This is a genomic window from Streptomyces sp. NPDC048111 (genome assembly GCF_043202815.1).
GTDB lineage: Bacteria > Actinomycetota > Actinomycetes > Streptomycetales > Streptomycetaceae > Streptomyces.
Map to the genome: position 1 here is coordinate 86,492 of NZ_JBIDBD010000010.1, position 21,966 is coordinate 108,457.

General features: G+C 71.9%; 16 protein-coding genes. 8 read left to right on the top strand and 8 right to left on the bottom strand.

Annotated features, from left to right (window positions below):
• Positions 1-22: 22 nt before the first annotated feature.
• On the bottom strand, positions 23-3,355 hold the full coding sequence (locus ACGF3I_RS18655; RefSeq protein WP_393133321.1) for a S8 family serine peptidase: 3,333 nt from the start codon (positions 3,353-3,355) through the stop codon (positions 23-25).
• A 236-nt stretch (positions 3,356-3,591) separates the two neighbouring features.
• Between ACGF3I_RS18655 and ACGF3I_RS18660 the strand changes: the two genes are divergently transcribed.
• Positions 3,592-4,062 carry an NUDIX hydrolase gene (locus ACGF3I_RS18660; protein WP_393133323.1) on the top strand — a complete coding sequence of 157 codons (471 nt, stop codon included), beginning with the start codon at positions 3,592-3,594 and terminating at the stop codon, positions 4,060-4,062.
• Positions 4,063-4,162: 100 nt separating this feature from the next.
• On the opposite strand, the gene ACGF3I_RS18665 is transcribed toward ACGF3I_RS18660, so the two are convergent.
• Both ACGF3I_RS18665 and pepN read right to left on the bottom strand, forming a co-directional pair.
• Positions 4,163-5,197 carry a hypothetical protein gene (locus ACGF3I_RS18665; protein WP_393133325.1) on the bottom strand — a complete coding sequence of 345 codons (1,035 nt, stop codon included), beginning with the start codon at positions 5,195-5,197 and terminating at the stop codon, positions 4,163-4,165.
• A gap of 138 nt (positions 5,198-5,335) precedes the next feature.
• On the bottom strand, positions 5,336-7,915 hold the full coding sequence (pepN, locus tag ACGF3I_RS18670; protein ID WP_393133327.1) for an aminopeptidase N: 2,580 nt from the start codon (positions 7,913-7,915) through the stop codon (positions 5,336-5,338).
• Positions 7,916-8,128: 213 nt separating this feature from the next.
• On the opposite strand from pepN, the gene ACGF3I_RS18675 reads away from it, so the two are divergent.
• The gene (locus tag ACGF3I_RS18675) at positions 8,129-8,779 is read left to right on the top strand and encodes a DsbA family protein (protein WP_393133329.1); all 651 of its coding nucleotides are present in this window, start codon (positions 8,129-8,131) and stop codon (positions 8,777-8,779) included.
• A 765-nt stretch (positions 8,780-9,544) separates the two neighbouring features.
• Here the strand turns inward: ACGF3I_RS18675 and ACGF3I_RS18680 are convergent.
• The 3 genes from ACGF3I_RS18680 to ACGF3I_RS18690 form a co-directional block, all read right to left on the bottom strand.
• A complete protein-coding gene (locus ACGF3I_RS18680) occupies positions 9,545-10,186 on the bottom strand; it encodes a superoxide dismutase (RefSeq protein WP_393133331.1) in 642 nt (213 codons plus the stop codon).
• 201 nt (positions 10,187-10,387) lie between these two features.
• The gene (locus tag ACGF3I_RS18685; protein WP_393133333.1) at positions 10,388-11,797 is read right to left on the bottom strand and encodes an amino acid permease; all 1,410 of its coding nucleotides are present in this window, start codon (positions 11,795-11,797) and stop codon (positions 10,388-10,390) included.
• Positions 11,798-11,948: 151 nt separating this feature from the next.
• Positions 11,949-13,316 (bottom strand): amino acid permease, encoded by a 1,368-nt coding sequence (locus ACGF3I_RS18690; RefSeq protein WP_393133335.1) that lies wholly within the window; start codon positions 13,314-13,316, stop codon positions 11,949-11,951.
• A 259-nt stretch (positions 13,317-13,575) separates the two neighbouring features.
• Between ACGF3I_RS18690 and ACGF3I_RS18695 the strand changes: the two genes are divergently transcribed.
• Together ACGF3I_RS18695 and ACGF3I_RS18700 are read left to right on the top strand one after the other, a co-directional pair.
• On the top strand, positions 13,576-14,160 hold the full coding sequence (locus ACGF3I_RS18695; protein ID WP_393133337.1) for a biotin transporter BioY: 585 nt from the start codon (positions 13,576-13,578) through the stop codon (positions 14,158-14,160).
• 173 nt (positions 14,161-14,333) lie between these two features.
• Positions 14,334-15,293: a threonine/serine dehydratase gene (locus ACGF3I_RS18700; RefSeq protein ID WP_393133516.1), complete on the top strand. Its 960-nt coding sequence runs from the start codon at positions 14,334-14,336 to the stop codon at positions 15,291-15,293.
• Between the two features lie 97 nt (positions 15,294-15,390).
• On the opposite strand, the gene ACGF3I_RS18705 is transcribed toward ACGF3I_RS18700, so the two are convergent.
• Entirely contained in the window at positions 15,391-16,860 is a 1,470-nt protein-coding gene (locus ACGF3I_RS18705) for an amino acid permease (RefSeq protein ID WP_393133339.1), read from the bottom strand.
• 159 nt (positions 16,861-17,019) lie between these two features.
• On the opposite strand from ACGF3I_RS18705, the gene ACGF3I_RS18710 reads away from it, so the two are divergent.
• Positions 17,020-17,508 carry a ribose-5-phosphate isomerase gene (locus tag ACGF3I_RS18710; RefSeq protein ID WP_393133341.1) on the top strand — a complete coding sequence of 163 codons (489 nt, stop codon included), beginning with the start codon at positions 17,020-17,022 and terminating at the stop codon, positions 17,506-17,508.
• A gap of 9 nt (positions 17,509-17,517) precedes the next feature.
• Positions 17,518-18,327: an Fpg/Nei family DNA glycosylase gene (locus ACGF3I_RS18715; protein WP_393133343.1), complete on the top strand. Its 810-nt coding sequence runs from the start codon at positions 17,518-17,520 to the stop codon at positions 18,325-18,327.
• Here the strand turns inward: ACGF3I_RS18715 and ACGF3I_RS18720 are convergent.
• Positions 18,315-19,544, bottom strand: a complete 1,230-nt coding sequence (locus tag ACGF3I_RS18720) for a GNAT family N-acetyltransferase (RefSeq protein ID WP_393133345.1) — start codon at positions 19,542-19,544, stop codon at positions 18,315-18,317. The genes ACGF3I_RS18715 and ACGF3I_RS18720 overlap by 13 nt on opposite strands.
• Positions 19,545-19,661: 117 nt before the next feature.
• Between ACGF3I_RS18720 and ACGF3I_RS18725 the strand changes: the two genes are divergently transcribed.
• Together ACGF3I_RS18725 and ACGF3I_RS18730 are read left to right on the top strand one after the other, a co-directional pair.
• Positions 19,662-20,807, top strand: coding sequence for a PP2C family protein-serine/threonine phosphatase (locus ACGF3I_RS18725; protein ID WP_393133347.1), 1,146 nt, complete (start codon positions 19,662-19,664; stop codon positions 20,805-20,807).
• A 136-nt stretch (positions 20,808-20,943) separates the two neighbouring features.
• The gene (locus ACGF3I_RS18730) at positions 20,944-21,753 is read left to right on the top strand and encodes an ABC transporter ATP-binding protein (RefSeq protein WP_393133349.1); all 810 of its coding nucleotides are present in this window, start codon (positions 20,944-20,946) and stop codon (positions 21,751-21,753) included.
• Positions 21,754-21,966: the final 213 nt, after the last annotated feature.

Sequence of the window (21,966 nt, forward strand, 5' to 3'; positions counted from 1 at the left end):
CCCGCCGTGTTCGTACGGACGGTTACGGCGTGACGTTCCCGATGATCACGCTGCCGCTGCCCGCAGCGGTGCCGCGCTCGTTCACCAGCTGCACGGTGCCGAAGAACTGGCGTCCCTCGGGAGCCGCACCGGCCGCGACGACGTCCGCCGTGACCTGGGCGGACGCGCCGCCCGCCAGGGTGACGGTCTTGCTCTCGTCGACCTTCACGGTGCCGAGCGAGGGAGCGAAGTACACGTCCTTGTAGGCGTACGTGGTCGACCCGGCCGGAACCGCGTAGCCGGCCACCTGGATCGTGTAGGTTCCCGCGGCCGGCTTGGCCAGGGTGACCGACTCGTTGGAGCTGCTCGTCGTCGACTGACCCACGGTCTTGCCGTTCTGGTCGATGACGTACAGGTCGAGGTCGGCGCCCGCGTCCGAGGTGCCGCCGATGGAGACGTCCAGGTGCTCGACGCCCGCCCCGATGGTCACCTTGCTGGTCTGGGTCTCACCGGTCTTGATGGTGGGCGTGGCCACCTTCGCCGAACCGAGCGAGCCGCCCTTGAGCCTGCCCACGAGGGCCGCGAAGTCGTTCGTGACCTTCCACTGCACGGGGGCCGGGGTGTTGACCTTCGCCTCGGGCACCGTCTGGGTGGCCGGGTCGAAGGTGACGCCGAGCACCGAGACGTCCAGCTTGTAGGAGTTGTCCAGGTACGGCGACGTGCGCCGCGCCTCGACCTCGATCTCCCAGACACCGGGCTGCGGGTTCGCGTACGAACGCAGGTCCGGGCGGCAGGTGTTGGCCGGGTTGTCGTAGTTCGGGTAGCACAGCGGCGTGCTCGTCGGGTCGAGTGCGACGCCGTAGGGGTGGATCGAGATGAAGCGGGTCTGGCTGCCCGAGCGCAGCGCGCCCATCCGGACCTCCAGGTTCTTCGCGCCCGCCGGGACGTTCACGAAGTACGACCGGGTCGCGTTGCGCTGCACCGTCGCGGACGCCGAGAAGGTGTAGCCCGGGCCCGTGAGAGGGGTCGCGACGATGACCGTGGCCATGATCTGCTGATCGACGCCGACCGTCTTGGCGTCGTCCACCTGGAGGATCGCGCTGTGCACGCCACCGGACTTCGGCTGCGCCTGCACCTTGACGGTGACGGGCTTGCCGAGCGGCAGGTTCACTTCCTTGTCGCCGAGCACCTTGAACGTGCCGTCGTCGTTCTTGAGCGACAGCTTGTGCTTGACGTTCTTGTCCGGGCCCGTGGTGCGGGTGACCGTGACGTCGTACGTCTTCTTCTGCCCGGTCTTCAGGCCGCTCTCGCGGTCGTAGATGCCGGTGCCGACGTTCGGCGTCTTCAGGGCGAAGCCGAGCGCGCTGGAGACCGGCGCGGTGACCGTGTACTCGTGCGCGGGGGCGTGCTTCTTCGCGGTCTGCTCGATCGCGTCCCAGGCGCCCACGATGTTGATGAGGCCGGCGCCCTCGGAGTAGGCCTGAACACCCTTGATGTGCTTGGCCGTTGACGTCAGGGCCGTGCGCAGGTCGGCCGGCGGCAGGTCGATGCCGCGCTGCTTGGCGGCCGAGATGAGCAGTGCCGAGGCGCCCGCGGCCTGCGGGGAGGCCATCGAGGTGCCCTGGAGCATGGAGTACCCGGCCGGCAGGCTGTAGCCCGCCTCCTTGACCGGGCTGCCGGGCAGCCAGGTCTGGGTGGAGTTGATGGCCGCGCCGGGGGCGGTCAGCGTCGGCGTGAAGCCGCCGTCCTCACGCGGACCGCGCGAGGAGAACGGCATCATCTGGTAGTCCGTGGAGACGCCGGAGCCGTAGTTGGCGGCCCAGGTCTCCCTGGAGATGCTCGCGCCCACCGAGATCACGTGGTCGGCGAGGCCGGGGTCGCCGATGGTGTTGACGCCCGGGCCGTCGTTGCCGGCCGAGATGACCAGCTGGACGCCGTAGGTGTCGATGAGGCGCTTGTAGAGCTCGGCGCGCGCGTTGTTGCCGTCGTTGAGCGCCGGCAGGCCGCCGATCGACATGTTCACGATGTCGACGTGGCGGTTGGTGACGAGGTCGATCATGCCCTCGGTCAGCGCGATGTTGGTGCAGCCGCCGCCCCAGTTGCAGGCGCGCGAGGAGACGAGCTTCGCGCCGGGCGCGGCGCCGCTCATCTTCCCGCCGAACAGCCCGTTCGCTGAGGTGATGCCCGCGACGTGGGTGCCGTGCTCGGACTCGATGACGCCGATGTTGACGTAGTCCGAGGTGTGCCCGGCCGCGTCGTAGACGACGTTCTTGCGGATCTCGACGGTGAACGGCACGCGCTCGGCGACATCGGTCGCCGGGTTGTCGGTACCGAAGTAGCCGACCTGGTAGCCGTCCTTGTACGGCTTCAGCGGCGCGTCGTCCGAGAAGTCGTTGTTGTTGTTCAGGTCCACGCGGACCGTGCCGGCGACCGGGTCGTAGAGCACGCCCCAGCTGTCGGTGGTGTCGCCGTCCCGGTTCAGGTCGCCGGCCGCGTCGCCGCCGGCGGTGACCTTCTCGGCGAAGGTGGAGAAGTCGTACGAGCCCGCCGGGGCCGTCCACGTCTTCCCGCCCGCGGTGAACGTCGGCCCGGAGACGGCGGTGTTGGCGCGCAGCCAGGTGCCGTCGTTGTCCTGCACCGGGTCGGTGGCGGTGACCCAGTCGACGATCTTGCGCTCGCCGGTGGTGGTCTTCTGGAGGGCAGGGTGACCGAGGTCGACGCCCGAGTCCAGGATGCCGATGGTGACCCCGCGGCCGTCCGCCTTGGGGTGCTCCTTCACGAAGTCGACCGCACCCGTCTCGAAGCTCGGGTTGTACGGGTTCTTCACGGGCGTGCTCTTGCCCGGCGCCGGATAGCTGCCCGAAGTGCGCAGCTGCCGGGCGGACTTCGTGGTGTCGCCCGAGGGGGTCGGGTCGTCCAGCTGGACGTCCTGCTTGAGGTCGATGCCGTGCACCGAGGGCAGCTTCGCGGCCGCCCTCAGGGCCGCCTCGGCCCTCGCCATCGGCAGGGTGGCGCGGACGTAGCCCAGCTTGTCGTCCTGCTTGCCCACGGTCGCGCCCGCGACCGCGTGCAGCTGCCGGGTGACGTCGGAGGTGTTGCCCGGGGCGGTCGCCACCATGACGGTGACGCTCTTCTGGCCCGTGGCCTGTGCCTCGGCGAGACGCTGCTCGTCGGCCTTGCCGAGCTTGTCCTCGGGCGTCTTGGCCGGTGCGGTCTTGACGGGGGGCGCGGTGGCCGGCCCGTCGCCCGAGGTGGAGGCGAAGGCCGGTGCGGCGCCCGCCGTGACGAGCGCGGCCACCAGGCCGGCCGCCGCCGCTGTGCGGGCGGTGCGTCTCGCCCCGGGTATGGAGCGCGGGGATTCAGTGGTCATCAGCATCCCTGTGAAGTGGGTCAAGGTCCGGCCGCGGGAACGGTTCGGATGTCGGTGCCGGATGACCGCTGAGCATTGCCTATAGGACTGTTGTTTGTGGAGAGTTGACCGTTACGTGATGTGCACATGGCACTTTTCCGCCATCGCGGGCGACCCGCCAGACCGGTCGGGGCGTCGCGGGCCCGGGGCCGCGCGTCGCCCGGGGGGCGGCGCCCGCGCACGCCGACCCGTAATCTCACCAAATGAACACGGAGTTGCGGGTGGCGGCCTACGCCGTATGCGTACGGGAAACCGGAGGCGTCCGGGAGATCCTCCTCGCCCGCTGGGTGGCCCGGGACGGCACCAAGCGGTGGACGCTGCCGGGCGGCGGCATGGACCACGGCGAGGACCCCCTCGACACCGTGGTGCGCGAAGTCGACGAGGAGACCGGCTACGCGGTCGAGCCCGTCCGGCTGCTCGGCATCGACTCCATCAACCGGCGCTACCCGCGCACACTGGGCCGCTTCGCCGACTTCCAGGGGCTGCGCATCGTGTACGAGGGCCGGATCACCGGCGGCGAACTGCGCCACGAGACCAACGGCTCCACCGACCTGGCCGCCTGGCACCCGCTGGACGGCGTCCCGGATCTGGAGCGGGTCGAACTGGTCGACGTGGGCGTGCAGTTGTGGCGCACCCGGCCCGCCACGGGCAAGGCGGATCCGGTCGCGGGCTGAAGCTGGAGTCCGGGTCGTGGGGGGGGGGGGGGGGGGGGGGGGGGGGGGGGGGCGCCCCCCCCCCCCCCCCCCCCCCCCCCCCCCCCCCCCACGGCCGGCGTCAGCGCGGGAGCACCACCACATAGGCGGCGGGCTCGCGCTGGGCGGACGCCATCAGCGCGGTCCGCACCACGGCCGCCTGCTGCTCCAGGCCGTCGCGCAGCTTCTTCGGGGTGAGGTGCACGACGGTGATCCCGAGCCGCTCCAGCGCCTCGCGCTTGCGGGCGCACTCGGAGAAGAGGGCGTCGTCGTCCTGGCGCGAGGCGCGGGTGTCCAGCTCGACGGCCACCGCCTGCTCGGGCCAGTACGCGTCCAGACCCCCGAGGTGCGGGCCGCCGGGCAGGCGCAGGTCCACGTTCCACAGCGGGTCCGGCAGGCCGAAGTCGCGCACGAGGGCGTACAGGCGATCCTCGGCGATCGAACGCCCCTCGGCGAGCAGCGCGTCCACCGCGTCGACCACATGGGGCAGCGACAGCAGCCGGGCCTGCGTCAACTCCCCGACGATCGCGGCCGGTTCGGTGTGCCCGCAGCGCACCGCCTCGGTGAGCAGCCGCCGCACCACCTCGGCGTCGTCGAGGACCGCGACCGCGTCGGCCAGCGCCCGCGGCACCGGGGCCACCGGCACCCCCGAGATCAGCTGCGCGCCCGGCATCACCTGCGCCCGCACGAGCTGGACGAAACCGGTGGAGCGCAGCCGCCGGGTGCGCGGCACCAGGACGTCGATCCGGTCGAGCGAGAGCAGCGGGGGAGCGGCGGAGAAGCGGTGCATGGCGAGCGCCGCGAACCCCGTCACGACGGCCGCCGGCGGCTCGTCGCGCCCCTGGCCCTGGACCGGGATGGCCTTGCCGCGCCCGCCGGCCGGCCACCCCGCGTACAGGAGCGCGGCGTGCAGCCGCTCCTCGCTGGTGACCGGGCCCGGGTGCAGCACGTACACCCCGGGCAGCAGTTGCTGCCAGGGGCCGCCCGGGCGGCACTGGGCGGCGGTCCGGGCGGCCGAAACCCCGTGCGCGCGCAGCTGGTTGGCGCAGAGCACGCGCCGCTGCACATCGGTGAGGTGGCTCAGGGGGCGGGGGGAGAGCGGGGTGTTGTGGTTCATGCCGCAGGGTTTTCCGCAACCGGACCGCCCGCTAACCGCTGTTACACGCCCGTCGACAAACCCGGACAACCCCGTCCTAAAGTACGGGCGTTCGAGTGCCGATCAGGGGGCCCGTCGCCGGGCCCCCCGAAGGCGTGCTCAGACCGTTGCCGACGCCGCGTCGCAGGCCTGGCCGCGCAGGGTGCGGGACAGGTCGTCGCGGGCTTCGAGGACCAGGCGGCGCAGGGCCGGGGGCGCGTCCTCGTGGGTGGTGAGCCACGCGTCGGTCGCCGTCAGGGTGGTCTCGTCGTCCTGGAGGCCGGGGAACAGGCCCTTGACCACGTCGATGCCGATCTGGATCGACCGCTCGGCCCACACCCGTTCGATCACCTCGAAGTACTTCGGGGCGTACGGGGCCGTGAGCGCGCGCTGCGAGGGCTGGTTGAAGCCGGCGATGGTGGCCTCCACCAGTGCGTTGGACAGCGCGTCCGACTCGACGACCTGGGCCCAGGCCTGCGCCTTGACCGCGGCCGACGGGCGCGCCGCCAGACAGCGCACGTGGTGGCGCTTGCCGGAGGCGGTGTCGTCGCGGGCCAGTTCCGCGTCGATCACGCCCTCGTCCGCGACGCCGTGCGAGGCCAGCGGTTCGAGCAGCGACCAGCGCAGCTCCTGGTCCACGTCCAGGCCGTCGATCCTGGCCGTGCCCGCGAGCAGGCCCCGCAGGAGCTGGAAGTCGGCGTCGGTGGTGGCCGTCGCCGCGAAGAAGCGGGCCCAGGTCAGCTGGTGCTGGCTGCCCGGCTCCGCGCGCCGCAGCTCGTTCAGGGCGCCCTCGGCGAGCAGCCGGCCGCCCTCCTCGCGCCAGGCCGGCGCCGCGTAGTGCGTGACCGCCGACTGGGCCCAGGCGTGCAGCATCTGGAGCACGCCGATGTCCGACTCGCGGCCCGCGTGCGCGAGGACCAGCGCCACGAAGTCCCGCGCGGGCATGAGCGCGTCACGCGTCAGGTTCCACAGCGCCGACCAGCACAGCGCGCGGGCCAGCGGGTCGCCGATGTCGCCGAGGTGGGCGCGCAGGGTGGCGAGCGAGTTCTCGTCGAAGCGGATCTTGCAGTAGGTCAGGTCGTCGTCGTTGACCAGGATGAGGTCGGGCCGCTGCGACCCGGCCAGCTCGGCCACCACGGTGCGCGGACCCTGCACATCGGCCTCGGCGCGGGCGTAGCGCACCAGCGTGCCGGCCTCGTTGCGGTACAGACCCACCGCGACCCGGTGCGGGCGCAGTTCCGGGTGGGAGGAGGCCGCCTCCTGCACCACGGCCAGCTCCGTGATGCGGTCGCCGGCATCGTAAGTGGCCACCGGAGTCAGGGAGTTGACGCCGGCCGTCTGGAGCCAGGAGCGCGACCAGGTCGCCATGTCGCGACCCGAGACCTCTTCGAGGACCGACAGCAGGTCGCCGAGGCGGGTGTTGCCGTAGGCGTGCCGCTTGAAGTAGCGCCGGGCCCCTTCGAGGAAGGCGTCCCGGCCGACGTAGGCGACGAGCTGCTTGAGCACCGAGGCGCCCTTGGCGTAGGTGATCCCGTCGAAGTTGAGCTTGGCGTCCTCCAGGTCACGGATGTCGGCCGTGATCGGGTGCGTGGAGGGCAGCTGGTCGGCCCGGTAGGCCCACGCCTTGCGGTTGTTGGCGAAGGTGACCCAGCTGTTGGTGAAGCGCGTCGCCTCGGCCTGCGAGAACGAGCCCATGAAGTCGGCGAAGGACTCCTTCAGCCACAGGTCGTCCCACCACACCATGGTGACCAGGTCGCCGAACCACATGTGCGCCATCTCGTGCAGGATGACGTTGGCCCGGCGCTCGTAGGCGGCCTGGGTCACCTTGCCGCGGTAGATGTACTCCTCGCGGAACGTCACCAGGCCCGGGTTCTCCATCGCGCCCAGGTTGTACTCCGGCACGAACGCCTGGTCGTACTTCCCGAACGGGTAGGGGAAGTCGAAGTGGTCGTGGAAGAAGTCCAGGCCCTGCTTGGTGACCAGGAAGATGTCGTCCGCGTCGAAGTGCCGGGCCAGGCCCTTGCGGCACATCGCGCCGAGCGGGATCTCCAGGGTGCGGCCGTCGTCGAAGGTCCGCGTGTAGGAGTCGGTCACGTAGTGGTAGGGGCCCGCGACCACGCAGGTGATGTACGTGGAGATCGGCTCGGTCGGCGCGAAGCGCCACACCCGGTCGGCCTCCTGGCCGCCAGCGCCGTTGGACCACACCGTCCAGCCCTCGGGGGCCTGGGCCTCGAAGACGTAGCGGGCCTTGAGGTCGGGCTGCTCGAAGTTCGCGAACACCCGGCGGGCGTCGGCGGGCTCGTACTGCGTGTAGAGGTAGACCTCGCCGTCCTCGGGGTCGACGAAGCGGTGCATGCCCTCGCCGGTCCTGCTGTAGGCGCACTGGGCGTCCACCACGAGGACGTTGTCGGCGGCCAGGTCCTCCAGGGCGATCCGGTTGCCGTCGAAGACCTTGGCCGGGTCCAGCTCGCGGCCGTTGAGCGTCACCGAGGTCACCGACGGGGCGATGAGGTCGGCGAACGTCGCGGCGCCGGGGCGCGAGGAGCGGAAGCGGATCGTGGTCAGGGACCGGAACGTGCGGGGCCCGTCCGGGGCGTCCCCGACCGCGGACCGCAGGTCGAGGAAGACGTCGTAGCCCTCGACGGACAGCAGTTCGGCCCGCTCGCGGGCCTCGTCGCGGGACAGATTCTCACCGGGCACGGGCACTCCTTCGTGTCTCGTTCGAACGACCTCGATCCTCCCATGCCGCCGCGGCGGGGACCGAGCGGGAAGCCGGACGGCCGGAACGGGCGGGTGGCGGAATGCTTTCGGCGGTCGGCGGTGTTCCGCCGTAGGGACGCCGGTCCGCCGGCGTCCGTCCGATGTCGCTTGCCGCTGTTGCCCGCCGTTGCCCGCCGTTGCCCGAGGAGAGACATGTCCGAGTCAGCCAAGACCCCCGTCGACTTCTGGTTCGACCCCCTGTGCCCCTGGGCCTGGATGACCTCGCGCTGGATGCTGGAGGTCGAGAAGGTCCGCGACGTCGAGGTGCGCTGGCACGTGATGAGCCTCGCGGTGCTCAACGAGGACCGGCTCGACGAGCTGCCCGAGGAGTACGCCGAGAACATGCGGCCCGGCGGGAAGGCCTGGGGGCCGGTGCGCGTGGTGGTCGCGGCCCGCGAACTGCACGGCGAGCAGGTCGTGGGTGACCTCTACACCGCGCTCGGCACCCGGATCCACAACGAGGGTCTCGGCGTCACGCGTGAGGCGGTCGCCGGTGCGCTGAAGGAGGTCGGGCTGCCGGCCGGGCTCATCGACTACGCCGACCAGGACACCTACGACGTCCAGCTGCGGGCCTCCCACAAGGAGGGGATCGACAAGGTGGGCCAGGACGTCGGGACGCCCGTGATCGCGGTGCCGGGGGCCGATGGTGAGCAGATCGCCTTCTTCGGCCCGGTCGTCACCCCCGCCCCCCGGGGCGAGGACGCGGCCCGGCTGTGGGACGGGACGCTGCTCGTCGCCGCGACCCCCGGGTTCTACGAACTCAAGCGCAGCCGCACCAAGGGGCCGGATTTCGGGAACCTCTGAGGGGGTGCGCTCCGCGGGGCTGGGGCTGATGGGGTGCGGGGTTTAGCCCTGCGGGGCTGGGGCTGATGGGGTGCCGGGTCACTGGGGCTTTGCCCCAGACCCCGGGATGCCCCACCCCGCCCCTTCCCGAAACCCTCCGGGGGTTGGGGGGCCGAGGCACAGGATCCTGGGGCTCCGCCCCAGACCCCGATCGCGCCTGAAGGGCGCTCGTCCTCAATCGCCGGACAGGCTGGGACGCCCCTCACGTCCCCCCGCCGCGGACAGAGCACCCACCCCCGCCAGGACCAGCCCCGCCAGGGGCGCGGGGAACTGCGCAGAGGGGGCCGAGGCAACCGGTCCCGCCGGGGCCAACGCCGCCAGGGGCGCGGGGAACTGCGCAGGTCGGGCCGAGGCGACCGGTCCTGCCAAGTCGAACACCCTCAGGGGCGCGGGGAACTGCGCAGAGGGGGCCGAGGCAACCGGTCCTGCCAGGACCAGCCCTGCCAGGGGCGCGGGGAACTGCGCAGAGAGGGCCGAGGCGACCGGTCCCGCGAAGTTGAACACCCTTAGGGGCGCGGGGAACTGCGCAGGCCGGGCCGAGGCCACCGGTGCTGGCAAGGGCTGGGCGGGCGAGGTGGGGGCGCCGGGGCCGGGCCGGGTGGGGATGCGGGCGGACCCCGCGAGTCATGTCCTCGCGGGGTCCGGCCACTTACTGCCGCCCGCACGTGAAGGGTGAGAAGACGATCACGAGCAGGACGCCGGGGCGCGCCGAAGCGGCGCGGGGTGCTACGGGGCCAGGATCAGGTTGTTGCCGGCCTGCTTGGCGGCGAGGTAACGCTTCGCCACGTCCTGCCAGTTGACGACCCGCCACATCGCTTCGATGAAGTCGACCTTCTGGTTCTTGTACTGGAGGTAGAAGGCGTGCTCCCAGGCATCGAAGACCAGGACCGGGGTCGAGCCCTGCCCCACGTTGCCCTGGTGGTCGTAGATCTGCTCGACGACGAGGCGTCCGCTGATCGGCTCGTAGGCGAGGACGCCCCAGCCCGAACCCTGCGTCGTGGCCGCGGCCTTGGTCAGCTGGGCCTTGAACTTGGCGAAGGAGCCGAAGGACTCGGCGATGGCGTCGGCCAGCTCGCCGGTGCCGTCCTTCTCCAGGGGCTCGCCGCCCCCGTCACCCGTCATGTTGTGCCAGTAGATCGAGTGCAGGATGTGCCCGGAGAGGTGGAACGCGAGGTTCTTCTCCAGCCCGTTGATGGAGCCCCAGGCGTCCTTGTCGCGAGCCTCCGCGAGCTGCTCCAGGGTGTCGTTCGCGCCCTTCACGTACGCCGCGTGGTGCTTGTCGTGATGCAGCTCGATGATCTCCGGGCTGATGACGGGTTCTAGCGCCGCGTAGTCGTACGGAAGTTCAGGAAGCGTGTACATGGCCATGTCCGAGCCCTCCGACTGCTCACCGCACATGCTGACTGCTCACCGCACGTGCTTATTGCAACTGATGTGCAAGTGCACGCTATCAGCAGCAATGTGCTCGCGCAGGTAAGGGTCGCCTCAGTAAAAAGTCCTGCGTCCCCGGGCGTAGGCCGAGGACGCAGGACGGTCGAGCGGAGTGGTGGGCGGTGCGGCGGACGGGTGTCAGGCGTCGAGGGGGGCCTGCGCGGAGGTGCGCTGGCGGACGTAGCCGATGATCGCGAGCACCAGGGTGAGGCCGCCCGTGTAGTAGAGCTGGACCCGTGTGCCGTCCTCGCGCGCCATGAGGACGAAGACCACCGCCATGCCGAGCAGCGCCAGCCAGGTCAGCCACGGGTAGAGCCACATCTTCACGACGAGCTTCTCCGGCGCCTCGCGCTCGATGCGCCGGCGCAGCAGCAGTTGCGAGGCCGCGATGAAGAACCAGACGACCAGGATGATCGCGCCGATGGTGTTCAGGAGCCACTGGAAGATGTCGTCGGGCCGCCAGTAGCTCAGCAGCACGCAGACGAAGCCGAAGGCGGAGGAGGTGAGCACGGCCACCCGCGGCACCCCGCCCGACACCTTGCCGAGCACCTTGGGCCCCTGGCCGCGCGAGACCAGCGAGCCGGCCATGCGCGAGGCGCCGTAGATGTTGGCGTTCATCGCCGAGAGCAGCGCGACCAGCACCACGATGTTCATGATCTGGCCCGCGGCCGGGATGCCGAGCTGGTCGAGCGTGGCGACGTAGGGGCCCTTGGTGGCGATGTCCTTGGCCGTCCACGGCAGCAGCGTGACGACGACCGCCATCGAGCCGACGTAGAAGATCGCGATGCGCCACATCGCGGTGCGCACGGCCTTCGCCACGCCCTCGACGGGGTGTTCGGACTCGGCCGCCGCGATGGTGACCGTCTCCAGACCGCCGTACGCGAAGACCGAGGCGAGCAGTCCGACGATGAGCCCCTCACTGCCGTTGGGCATGAAGCCGCCCTGGCCGGTGAGGTTGGTCAGGCCGGGCGCGCTCGTGTCGGGCAGGACGCCCGTGATCGCCAGGACGCCGATCACCAGGAACAGCGCGATCGCCCCGATCTTCAGGGCGGCGAACCAGAACTCGAACTCGCCGAAGTTCTTCACGGCGGCCAGGTTGGTGCCGCAGAACAGCAGCATGAACACGGCGACCAGCGCCCACTCGGGCACGCCCGGCAGCCAGCCGTGCACGATGCCCGCGGCGCCGATCCCTTCGAGGCCGACCGCCACGCACAGCAGGAACCAGAAGGCCCAGCCCGCGGTGAAGCCGGCCCAGGGGCCGATCGCCCGCTCGGCGTGCACCGAGAAGGAGCCCGACGCGGGGTTGGCCGCCGACATCTCGCCCAGCATGCGCATCACGAGCATGACCAGGGCGCCGGATATCGCGTAGGCCAGGATGATCGAGGGCCCGGCGGCCGCGATGGCGGTGCCGGAGCCGACGAACAGGCCGGCGCCGATGACGCCGCCGAGGGCGATCATCGACAGATGGCGCTGCTTGAGGCCGTGGGTGAGCGGCGAGTCGGTCGAGTGCCGGGTGTCGTCCGGCGCGGGCGTGGTCGTCCGAGACATGGGCAGGCCCTGTTCAGTAGCTGATCCACCGGGTCGGCGGCACGGAGCCCACAGTCTTAGGGCGGCCCCGCTGGGAGGGAACACCTGACCGGTATGCGGACACCTGACTCACACACTGTGAAGAGACGGGCGCGGTTTGTTCACCTGGCGTTCACGCGCGCCGGGCCCGCACCTCTCGTACGCCCGCCACCGCCAGGACCGCGGCCGTCGCCCCCGCCGACCACAGCACCTGCGGCCGGGCGGAGTCGTCGAACAGCATCAGGACGAGCACCGCGGCCATCGCGGCGAGCGCCGTCCAGGTCAGGTAGGGGAAGGCCCACATGCGCAGGGTCAGCGTCTCGGGTGCCTCGCGCTCGATGCGCCGGCGCAGCCGCAACTGCGACAGGGCGATCAGCGCCCACACGAACAGGAGCACCGCGCCGACCGCGTTGAGCATGTAGAGGAAGACCGAATCCGGCCACTTCAGGTTCAGCAGGACGGAGACGAACCCGAACGCCACCGACGCGAGCACCGCCCGGCGCGGCACCCCGCCGCCCGAGACCCGCAGCAGCCCCGCGGGCGCCTCGCCCCGCTCGGCCAGCGAGAAGATCATGCGGGATGAGCCGTAGAGGTTGGCGTTCAGGGCGGAGAGCAGCGCCACGAACACCACGATGTTCATGATCTGGCCGGCCGAGGGGATGCCGATCGCGTCCAGAACGGCGACGTACGGGCTCTGGCCCGGCTTCATCGACGTCCACGGCAGCAGCGTCACGATGACCAGCATCGAGCCCACATAGAAGAAGAGGATGCGCCACACCGCACTGCGCACCGCGCGCCCCACCGCGCGGGCGGGGTCGTCCGACTCGGCCGCGGCGATGGTGACGACCTCGAGGCCGCCGAACGCGAAGATCACCGCGAGCACCCCGGAGACCACCCCGCTCACCCCGGCGGGCAGGAAGCCGCCCTGCCCGGTCAGGTTCGCGAGGCCCACCGCCGAGGTGTCGGGCAGCACCCCGAGGATCGCGAGGAGTCCGAGCACCAGGAAGGCGACGATCGCGAAGATCTTCAGGGCGGCGAACCAGAACTCGAACTCGCCGAAGTTCTTCACCGCCGCGAGGTTGGCGCCGGTGAACACCACCATGAAGATCAGCACCCAGGCCCACTGCGGAACCCCGGGCGCCCAGCCGTTCGCGATCTTCGCGGCGCCGGTCGCCTCGACGGCGAGCACCACCACGAGCAGGAACCAGTACAGCCAGCCCACGCTGAAGCCGGCCCAGCGGCCGAGCGCCCGTTCCGCGTGCACCGAGAACGAACCCGAGGCCGGCATCGCCGCCGACATCTCACCCAGCATCCGCATCACCAGCATCGCGATCGCACCCGCGATCAGATACGAGACGACGATGCCGGGGCCCGCCACCGCGATCCCCGCGCCCGACCCCACGAAGAGCCCCGCGCCGATCACCCCGCCGAGGCCGAGCATGGTCAGATGGCGCTGCTTCAGCCCGTGCGAGAGGGGCTCCGCGGGCAAGGAGTCGTGCATGGCGCTCGTAACTTTCGGTTTATGGGGAACCTACAGTCTCGCCGAGGCACGACCCCGGGCGCAAAAGGGGCAGTCGAGCAGCTCGGCGTAGTGACGAGGGTCACCTCGGCGCGCGCATGGATCCCGCTCTTTGTCCGGACCCCACCAAGGCTTCAACACCCGCTTTGTGGGCGGCTGCTGGTGATCCAGCGAGATTCAGTGGGCTAACGTCACGGTGTCCCCAGCACGTCCCGCTGCCCCACCACCTGCCGGAGTTCCGATGAGCACTGCGTCCGCCGCCCCCCGTACCGGATCGGTCCTCGCCGACCTGCTGCCCGCCTCGCGCACGCGGGACATCGCGCTCGTCGTCGGCGGCGCCGCGCTGACCGGGCTCGCCGCCCAGATCGCGGTGCCGGTCCCCGGCTCGCCCGTTCCGGTCACCGGCCAGACCTTCGCGGCCCTGCTCGTCGGCGCGGGCCTCGGCGCCGGCCGGGGCTTCCTCTCGCTCGCGCTCTACGCCCTGGTCGGCATGGCCGGGATGCCGTGGTTCGCGAACGGCACCTCGGGCGCGGGCGGCGCCTCGTTCGGCTATGTGCTGGGCATGCTGCTGGCCTCCACCGTCGTCGGCGCGCTGGCCCGCCGCGGCGCCGACCGCTCGGTCTGGCGCACCGCGGGCACGATGGTGCTCGGCTCGGCGGTCGTCTACGCGGTGGGCGTGCCCTACCTTGCGCTGTCGACCGGCATGTCGCTGAGCGCCGCGGTCGCCGCCGGGCTCACCCCCTTCCTGCTCGGTGACGCCCTCAAGGCCGCGCTCGCGATGGGCCTCCTGCCCAGCGCCTGGAAGCTCCTCGGCCGCCGCGGCTGACGCCCGGCACGCACGCACCACACGACAGGGGCCCGGCACACGCCGGGCCCCTTTCTCGTCCGGGGGCGAGCAGGAATTCACGGACGCCGAACCCGCCGGGGCCACCGCGGCGCGCCCAGGGATGATGGGGGTCCGGTCATCGCGGGCCGGATCTCGCAACGGAGGTGCACGTGCTGATCACTGTCGCGGACGTGGAAGCCGCGGCCGAGCGGATCGCCGGCCACGTCATCAGGACCCCCACGGTCCCGAGCCCCGGGCTGTCCGCGCTGCTCGGCGCGCAGGTCACCGCGAAACTCGAACTCCTCCAGCGCACCGGCTCGTTCAAGGCGCGCGGAGCGACGGCGAAGCTGCTCGGGCTGAGTGCGGCCGAACATGCCGCCGGGGTCGTGGCGGTGAGCGGCGGCAACCACGGCGTCGCGGTGGCGGTCATGGCGGGCGCGCTGGGTATCGAGGCGACCGTCGTGATGCCGCGGTCCGCCCCGAGCCGCGCCGTGGAGACCGCCGAGGCCGCCGGGGCGAGCGTCGTCCTCGCCGACACCATGGACGGCGCGTTCGCCCTCGTGGACGAGTTCACGACCAAGGGACTCACCCTGGTCCACCCCTTCGACGACCCCGTCGTCATCGCCGCCCAGGGCACGGTCGGGCTGGAGTTCGCGCAGGACGCGGAAGAGCTGACGGACGTACTGGTCAGCATCGGCGGCGGGGGGCTGATCTCCGGCGTCGCAGCCGCACTGCACGGGCTCCGCCCCGGCGTACGGATCTGGGGTGTGGAGACCGAGGGCGCGCGAGCCATGGGGGAGGCCCTGGACGCCGGCGGGCCGGTGCCGGTCGAACTGTCCTCGGTGGTCTCGACGCTGAGTGCCCCCAGTGCCTCGGCGCTCACCTACGAGCATGTCTCGGCGCTGGTCACCGACGTCATCACGGTGACCGACGCCGAGGCCGTGCGGGGCACCCTCGACCTGGCCGACCACGCGAAGGTCTGGGCCGAGCCCGCCGCCGGCTGCCTGCTGCCCGGGGCGCGCCGGGTGGTGGAACGTGTCGGTGAGGGCGCCAGGCTCGGCCTGGTGGTGTGCGGCGGCAACGCGACGACCGCCGACGTGGCCGCCTGGGCCGAACGCTTCGGCCTGCGGTGACCGCACGGGCCGGGAGACCGCCGCCGCATACGCGTGCGTACGCGGCGACGGTCTCGCGGCCCGGTAGCGAACGGCGGAGGGACGGACGCCTCGACGGTTACACCGGGGTGACGTCGTCCCGCACGCCGCTGCCCGCCGGAGCGCGCCGGGCCAGCACCTTCTCCTTCACCACCGCGATCACGATCACGATCGCCGCGACGAGCAGCGACAGGAGCACCTGCTCGCGCCCGGAGTCGTCGAACAGCATGTAGACGAGGACGAAGGAGATCATCCCGATCGTCAGCCAGGTGAGGTAGGGGAAGCCCCACATCTTCACGGTCAGCTTCTCCGGCTGCTCGCGCAGGATGATCCCGCGCATCCGCAGCTGGGTGAAGCAGATGACCAGCCAGACGAACAGGGCGACGGCGCCGGAGGAGTTGAGCAGGAAGGCGAAGACGGTGTCCGGCCACTTGTAGTTGAAGAACACGGCCACGAAGCCGAAGACGACCGACGACAGGATCGCGACCTGCGGCACGCCCCGCTTGTTGGTGCGGGCGAAGGACTTCGGCGCGTCACCGCGCTCACCGAGCGAGAACGCCATGCGGGAGGCCGTGTACAGACCGGAGTTGAGGCAGGACAGGACCGCCGTCAGGACGATCACGTTCATGATCTGGTCGGCGTGCGGGATGCCGATCGTCTTCAGGGCCGCGACGTAGGAGCCGTCCGCGACGATCGAGGGGTCGCTCCACTTCAGCAGGGTGAGCACCACGAAGATCGAACCGAGGTAGAAGACCGCGATGCGCCAGATCACGCTGTTGGTCGCCTTGGTCACCGCACGCCGCGGGTCCTCGGACTCACCGGCGGCGAGCGTGACGATCTCGGAGCCCATGAAGGAGAACACGACCATCAGGACACCGGTGAGGATCGCGCCGTAGCCCTTGGGGAAGAACCCGCCCGCGTCCGTGAGGTGCGCGAACCCGGCGTCCGGGTTGTCGGAGCCCGGCAGCACGCCGAACACGGCGAGCAGACCGATGATCACGAAGCCGCCGATGGCGACGACCTTGATGCCGGCGAACCAGAACTCGAACTCGCCGTAGGAGGAGACGGAGGCCAGGTTGGTGGCGGTCAGGACCACCATCACTATGAGCGCCCAGCCCCACTGCGGGACCCCGGGCACCCAGTCGTGCAGGATCTTCGCGCCGGCCGTTCCCTCGACCGCCAGCACCACGACCCAGAAGAACCAGTAGAGCCAGCCGATCGAGAACCCGGCCCAGCGGCCGAGCGCGCGGTCCGCGTACGCCGAGAACGAGCCCGACGACGGGCGCGCCGCGGCCATCTCGCCCAGCATGCGCATCACGAAGACGACCATGACGCCGACGAGCGCGTACGAGAGCAGGATGGCGGGGCCGGCCGCGGCGATGCCGGAGCCGGAGCCCACGAACAGGCCGGCGCCGATCACGCCACCGATGGCGATCATGGACAGATGGCGGTTCTTCAGACCGGCCTTGAGGCCGCTGTCGGGCACCTGCGAATCACCGGGTTCACCGGGCAGGCGGTCTTCCTTCGCAAGGGACGGCTGCGAGGTCATGAACGCTTCCTTACGTCTACGGAGCACTCGGGTTACGAGCCCGGGTATTCAAACCTGGTCCGCTTCGGGACGGAAGGCCTGAATCCGGATCGTTAGACGGGACCAAAGTCCTCACCCCGCTCAGCCCTGCCCAGCCCCGCGCATGCCACACTCGGGTACATGCGCGTGTACCTCGGCTCCGACCATGCCGGCTTCGAACTCAAGAACCACCTCGTCGAGTGGCTCACGGCCCACGGCCACGAGCCCGTGGACTGCGGTCCGCACATCTACGACGCCCAGGACGACTACCCGCCCTTCTGCCTGCGGGCCGCCGAGCGGACGGCCGCGGACCCGGAGGCGCTCGGCATCGTGATCGGCGGCTCCGGCAACGGCGAGCAGATCGCCGCCAACAAGGTCAAGGGCGTCCGTGCGGCGCTGGCCTGGAGCGAGCAGACCGCGGCCCTCGGCCGTGAGCACAACGACGCCAACGTGATCTCCATCGGCGGCCGGATGCACACGGAGGAGGAGGCGACGAAGTTCGTCGAGATCTTCCTCGCCACCCCGTACTCGGGTGAGGAGCGTCACACCCGGCGCATCGAGATGCTCACCGCGTACGAGACCACCGGCAAGCTCCCCGAGATCCCGGCCCACCACCCCCAGCAGGGCTGACCACGCCCCATGCCCGAGGGCCACACCATCCACCGCCTGGCCGCCGACCACGATCTGAGGTTCGGCGGCCGGCCGCTGCGCGCCTCCAGCCCCCAGGGCAAGTTCTCGGACGGCGCGGCCCTGGTCGACGGCCAGGTGCTGGAAGGGGCCGAGGCCCACGGAAAGCATCTGTTCCTCGGCTTCGGGCCCATCGGCTGGATCCACATCCACCTCGGCCTGTTCGGCAAGTACGGCTTCGGTGACGCCCCGGCCCCGCCGCCCACCGACACCGTCCGCCTGCGCCTGCTCAACGACACCGGCTACGCGGACCTGCGCGGCCCGACGACCTGCGCGCTGATCACGGACGGCGAGAAGCGGGAGATACACGACCGGCTCGGGCCCGACCCGCTGCGGCCCGCCGACACCGGCGAGAAGGCCTGGCAGCGGATCTCCCGCAGCCGCACCACCGTGGCCGCCCTGCTCATGGACCAGAAGGTCATCGCGGGCGTCGGCAACGTCTACCGCGCCGAGGTCCTCTTCCGGCACGGCATCGACCCCTACCGGCCCGGCAAGGACCTGACCCGTGGCGAGTGGGACGCGCTCTGGGCCGACCTGGTGGAGCTGATGCGCGAGGGCGTCCGGCTCAACCGGATCGACACCGTCCGCCCCGAGCACACGCCCGAGGCGATGGGCCGCCCGCCGCGTGTGGACGACCACGGCGGCGAGGTGTACGTCTACCGGCGCGCCCAGCAGCCCTGCCATCTGTGCGGCGGCGAGATCCGCACCGCCGGCCTCGCCGCCCGCAACCTGTTCTGGTGCCCCGGCTGTCAGAAGCCGTGAGGCAGCCAGGGCGCGAGCCCGCTGCCGAACGCCGTCGACGCCTCGGTCAGCGCGCCCGGCCGCAGCTCGCGCACCCGGCCGGCCGCGGCCAGTGAGGCGAGCGTGAACCCGCCGAGGTAGGCGGCCCCCAACTCCCGTACCGACAGGGCGAGTTCGGCGGCGTCCTCGGTGCGGACGCAGGAGGCGCCCTTGGCGTCGCCGGTCAGCCGCCAGCGGCCCGCGTTCCACGGGCAGAACGCGTCCGCCACCTCCAGGACCACGTCCACGGGCGCCGCGTACGTCCGCGCCTCCAGCGCGGCGCCCACCTCGACCAGGCGCACGTGCAGCGAGTCCCGCAGCCGCAGTTGGCAGCGGCGCACGTCGGACACCAGGTGCTGGAAAGGGTCGTCGACCGGGCGGCTCTTCACCCGCAGGGTGTCCGTCAGGTCGATCTCGAAGAGGTAGCGCCACAGCGCCGCGGCCACCGCGGGCTCCTCCGCCTCCAGGGAGTGCAGCGTCACCGTGCCCTTCACGCCCGCCGGGTCCGACGACACCGCGATCCGGTAGCGCGCGTACCCGACGAGCTCCCCGTCCCGCTCGGCGAGCACGCACTGGAGCGGCGAGGCGCCGTCGCGGTACGCCTCGGGGTCGGCCGTGACGAACCGGTCCCAGACCGGCTGCCTCGCCAGCATGCCGGGCCGGCGCGGCACCAGGCGCGCGTACAGCTCCTCGCACCGGGCCAGCGACTCCTTGACGTCCGCGTACCGCAGCCGGACGTCATCGGCGCCCTCCGGCAGCTCCAGGCGCACCCGGGTCGTGTCGATCTCGGCGGACAGCGCCATCGTGGCGACCCCGTATCCGAACCGGCCGTAGATGGCGGGCTCGGATGCGGTCAGGACCGCGAGCGCCTCGCCCCGCTCCCGCACGTCGTCGAGCTGGCGGCGCATCATCGAGGTGAGGACGCCGCGGCGGCGGTGGGTGGGCATGACGCCCACGCCCGTCACACCCGCGGCCGGCACCACGTTGCCGCCGGGCACGCTCAGGCGGAACGGGAAGGTACTGGTGGCGCCCACGCACGCGGATCCGTCCCACACGGCGATGGACCGCTCGGGAACGATCAGCTGCCGCCACAGCTCCACCTCCTCCGGGGCGTCGGGCACGCCGCCGAAGGCCGCTACAAGAGAGGCGTACCACTCGTCCCACCGCGCGGGGTCCAGCGCCCGCAGTTCCGTCGTCATGCACCATGCCTAGCAGCCAGTACGCCGTCCGGGCGACCCGTTTTCCACCGGGGCGCCCGTCCCGGGCGCCGGGGGTCGGCTGCACGTGGCACCCCCGGCTGGATAGGGTCCTCGGCAATGGCACGTGCGATGAGAGCGGACTCGTTCACCGCCCGGTGGCGCAAGGCGCTGCACCGGGTCCGCAACGCGGTGCGCCGATCCGGCGTCGACTACTTCCGCGGTGACGGCTCCGACTGGATCGCCCTGGCCGGCCTGCTCGCCACCGTCCCCGCCATCACCTGCGCCACCCTCATCGCCCCGGTCTGGTGCGCCCCCTCCGCCCTCGTCCTGCCGATCGTGGCGGGCGGCCTGCTGCTGCGCCCGGCCAACCTCCTCGGCCTGTACGCGGCCGCCGCGGCGGCGCTGATCGTGGAGTCGGTGCGGCTCGGCCCCTACACGGCCGGGCCCTCGCGGGTCACCCCGGGCATCGTGCTCGTGGTGGCCGCCTGCGGGCTCTTCGGGCTGCTCATCGCCCAGTTCAGGGCCCGCGTCGGGGTGCCCTGGCGGCGCGGCGGCACCATGCTCTTCGACCTGCGCGAACGCATCCGGGTGCAGAGCGCGCTGCCCTCCCTGCCCAAGGGCTGGCACCGCGAGATGGCGCTGCGGCCGGCGGGCGGCCAGTCCTTCTCCGGGGACTTCGTCGTCGCCGCCCGCACCGGTGGCGGGCGCACCCTGGAGATCGTCCTGACCGACGTCTCGGGCAAGGGCATGGACGCCGGCTCGCGCGCGCTGCTGCTGTCCGGCGCCTTCGGCGGGCTCCTCGGCTCGCTGCCCCCGCACGCCTTCCTGCCCGCGGCCAACGGTTATCTGCTGCGCCAGGACTGGGACGAGGGCTTCGCCACCGCCGTCCACCTCGTCCTCGACCTGGACTCCGGCGACTACGAACTCCTGTCGGCCGGGCACCCCCCGGCCCTCCAGCTCCACGCCGGGTCGGGCCGCTGGCAGGAACGGACCGCCGAGGGCCCCCTGCTCGGGGTCTACGACGGCGCCGAATTCCACCCCGCCAAGGGCTCGCTCGCGCCGGGCGACGTCCTGCTGCTCTTCACGGACGGCCTCGTCGAGACCTCCGAACGCGACATCGGCGAGGGCATCGACCGGCTGACCGGCGAGGCCGACCGCTATGTCTCGACGGGCTTCGCGGGGGCGGCCTGGCACCTCATCGAAGCCGTCGCCAAGGACGTCAACGACGACCGCGCGCTGCTCCTCATCAGGCGCGACGCCTGACCCGCCCCCGTTCCGTGGTGGGGTCAGCCCCACCCCCGATCCACCAGCGGCCGCCATGGCCGCGGCCCCGCCCCGCTCCGTAGGTTCGAAGAGCCGGTGCGAGCGCGCCGGAGGGGACGAACGGAAGGCAGGGGCCATGGCACTGCGACGGGCCAGGAACGCACACCGGACGACCGAGGACCCGGCGCGCGGCCACGACCGGGCCGTCGAACTGCGGGGCCTCAGGCGGCAGTACGGGCGCGGAGCCGCCACCGTGCACGCGCTGCGCGGCATCGACCTCACCCTGTCCCGGGGCAGCTTCACCGCGGTGATGGGGCCCTCCGGCTCCGGCAAGTCCACGTTCCTGCAGTGCGCGGCGGGCCTCGACCGGCCGACCGGGGGCACGGTCCGTCTCGGGGGCACCGAGATCACCGGCATGAGCGAGAACCGGCTCACCGAACTGCGCCGCTCGCGCCTCGGCTTCGTCTTCCAGGCCTTCAACCTGCTGCCCTCGCTCACGGTCGAGCAGAACGTGGTCCTCCCGATGCGGCTCGCGGGGGACCGGCCCGACCGGCGTCGTGCCGCCGAACTCCTCGCCCGGGTCGGCCTCGACGGCAAGGGCGACCGCCGCCCCGGCGAGCTCTCCGGCGGCCAGCAGCAGCGCGTGGCGATCGCCCGCGCGCTCATCACCAACCCCGACGTCATCTTCGCCGACGAGCCGACCGGCGCCCTGGACACCAGCACGGCGGCGGAGGTTCTCGCCCTGCTCCGCGACGCGGTCGACACGCTCGGCGCGACGGTGGTGATGGTCACCCACGACCCGACCGCCGCCGCCCACGCCGACCAGGTCCTGTTCCTCGCCGACGGCGCCCTGGTGGACGCCCTGACCGCGGCCTCCCCGGCACAGATCGCCACCCGCATGACGACCCTGACGGCCCGCCCCGGCTTCGCGAGGGCGGCGGCGTAGCAGCCCCTTCGGCGGGGCCGGGCCACGCCGGCCCGGTCATGCGGCCCGGGCCGGCCATGCGACCCGGCCAGGGTCACGCGAGCCGCCCGGTCATGCGGCCCGGCCCCGCCATGCGACCCGGCCAGGGTCACGCGAGCCGCCCGGTCATGCGGCCCGGCCCCGCCATGCGACCCGGCCAGGGTCACGCGACCCGGCACCGGCCGCACGGCCGGG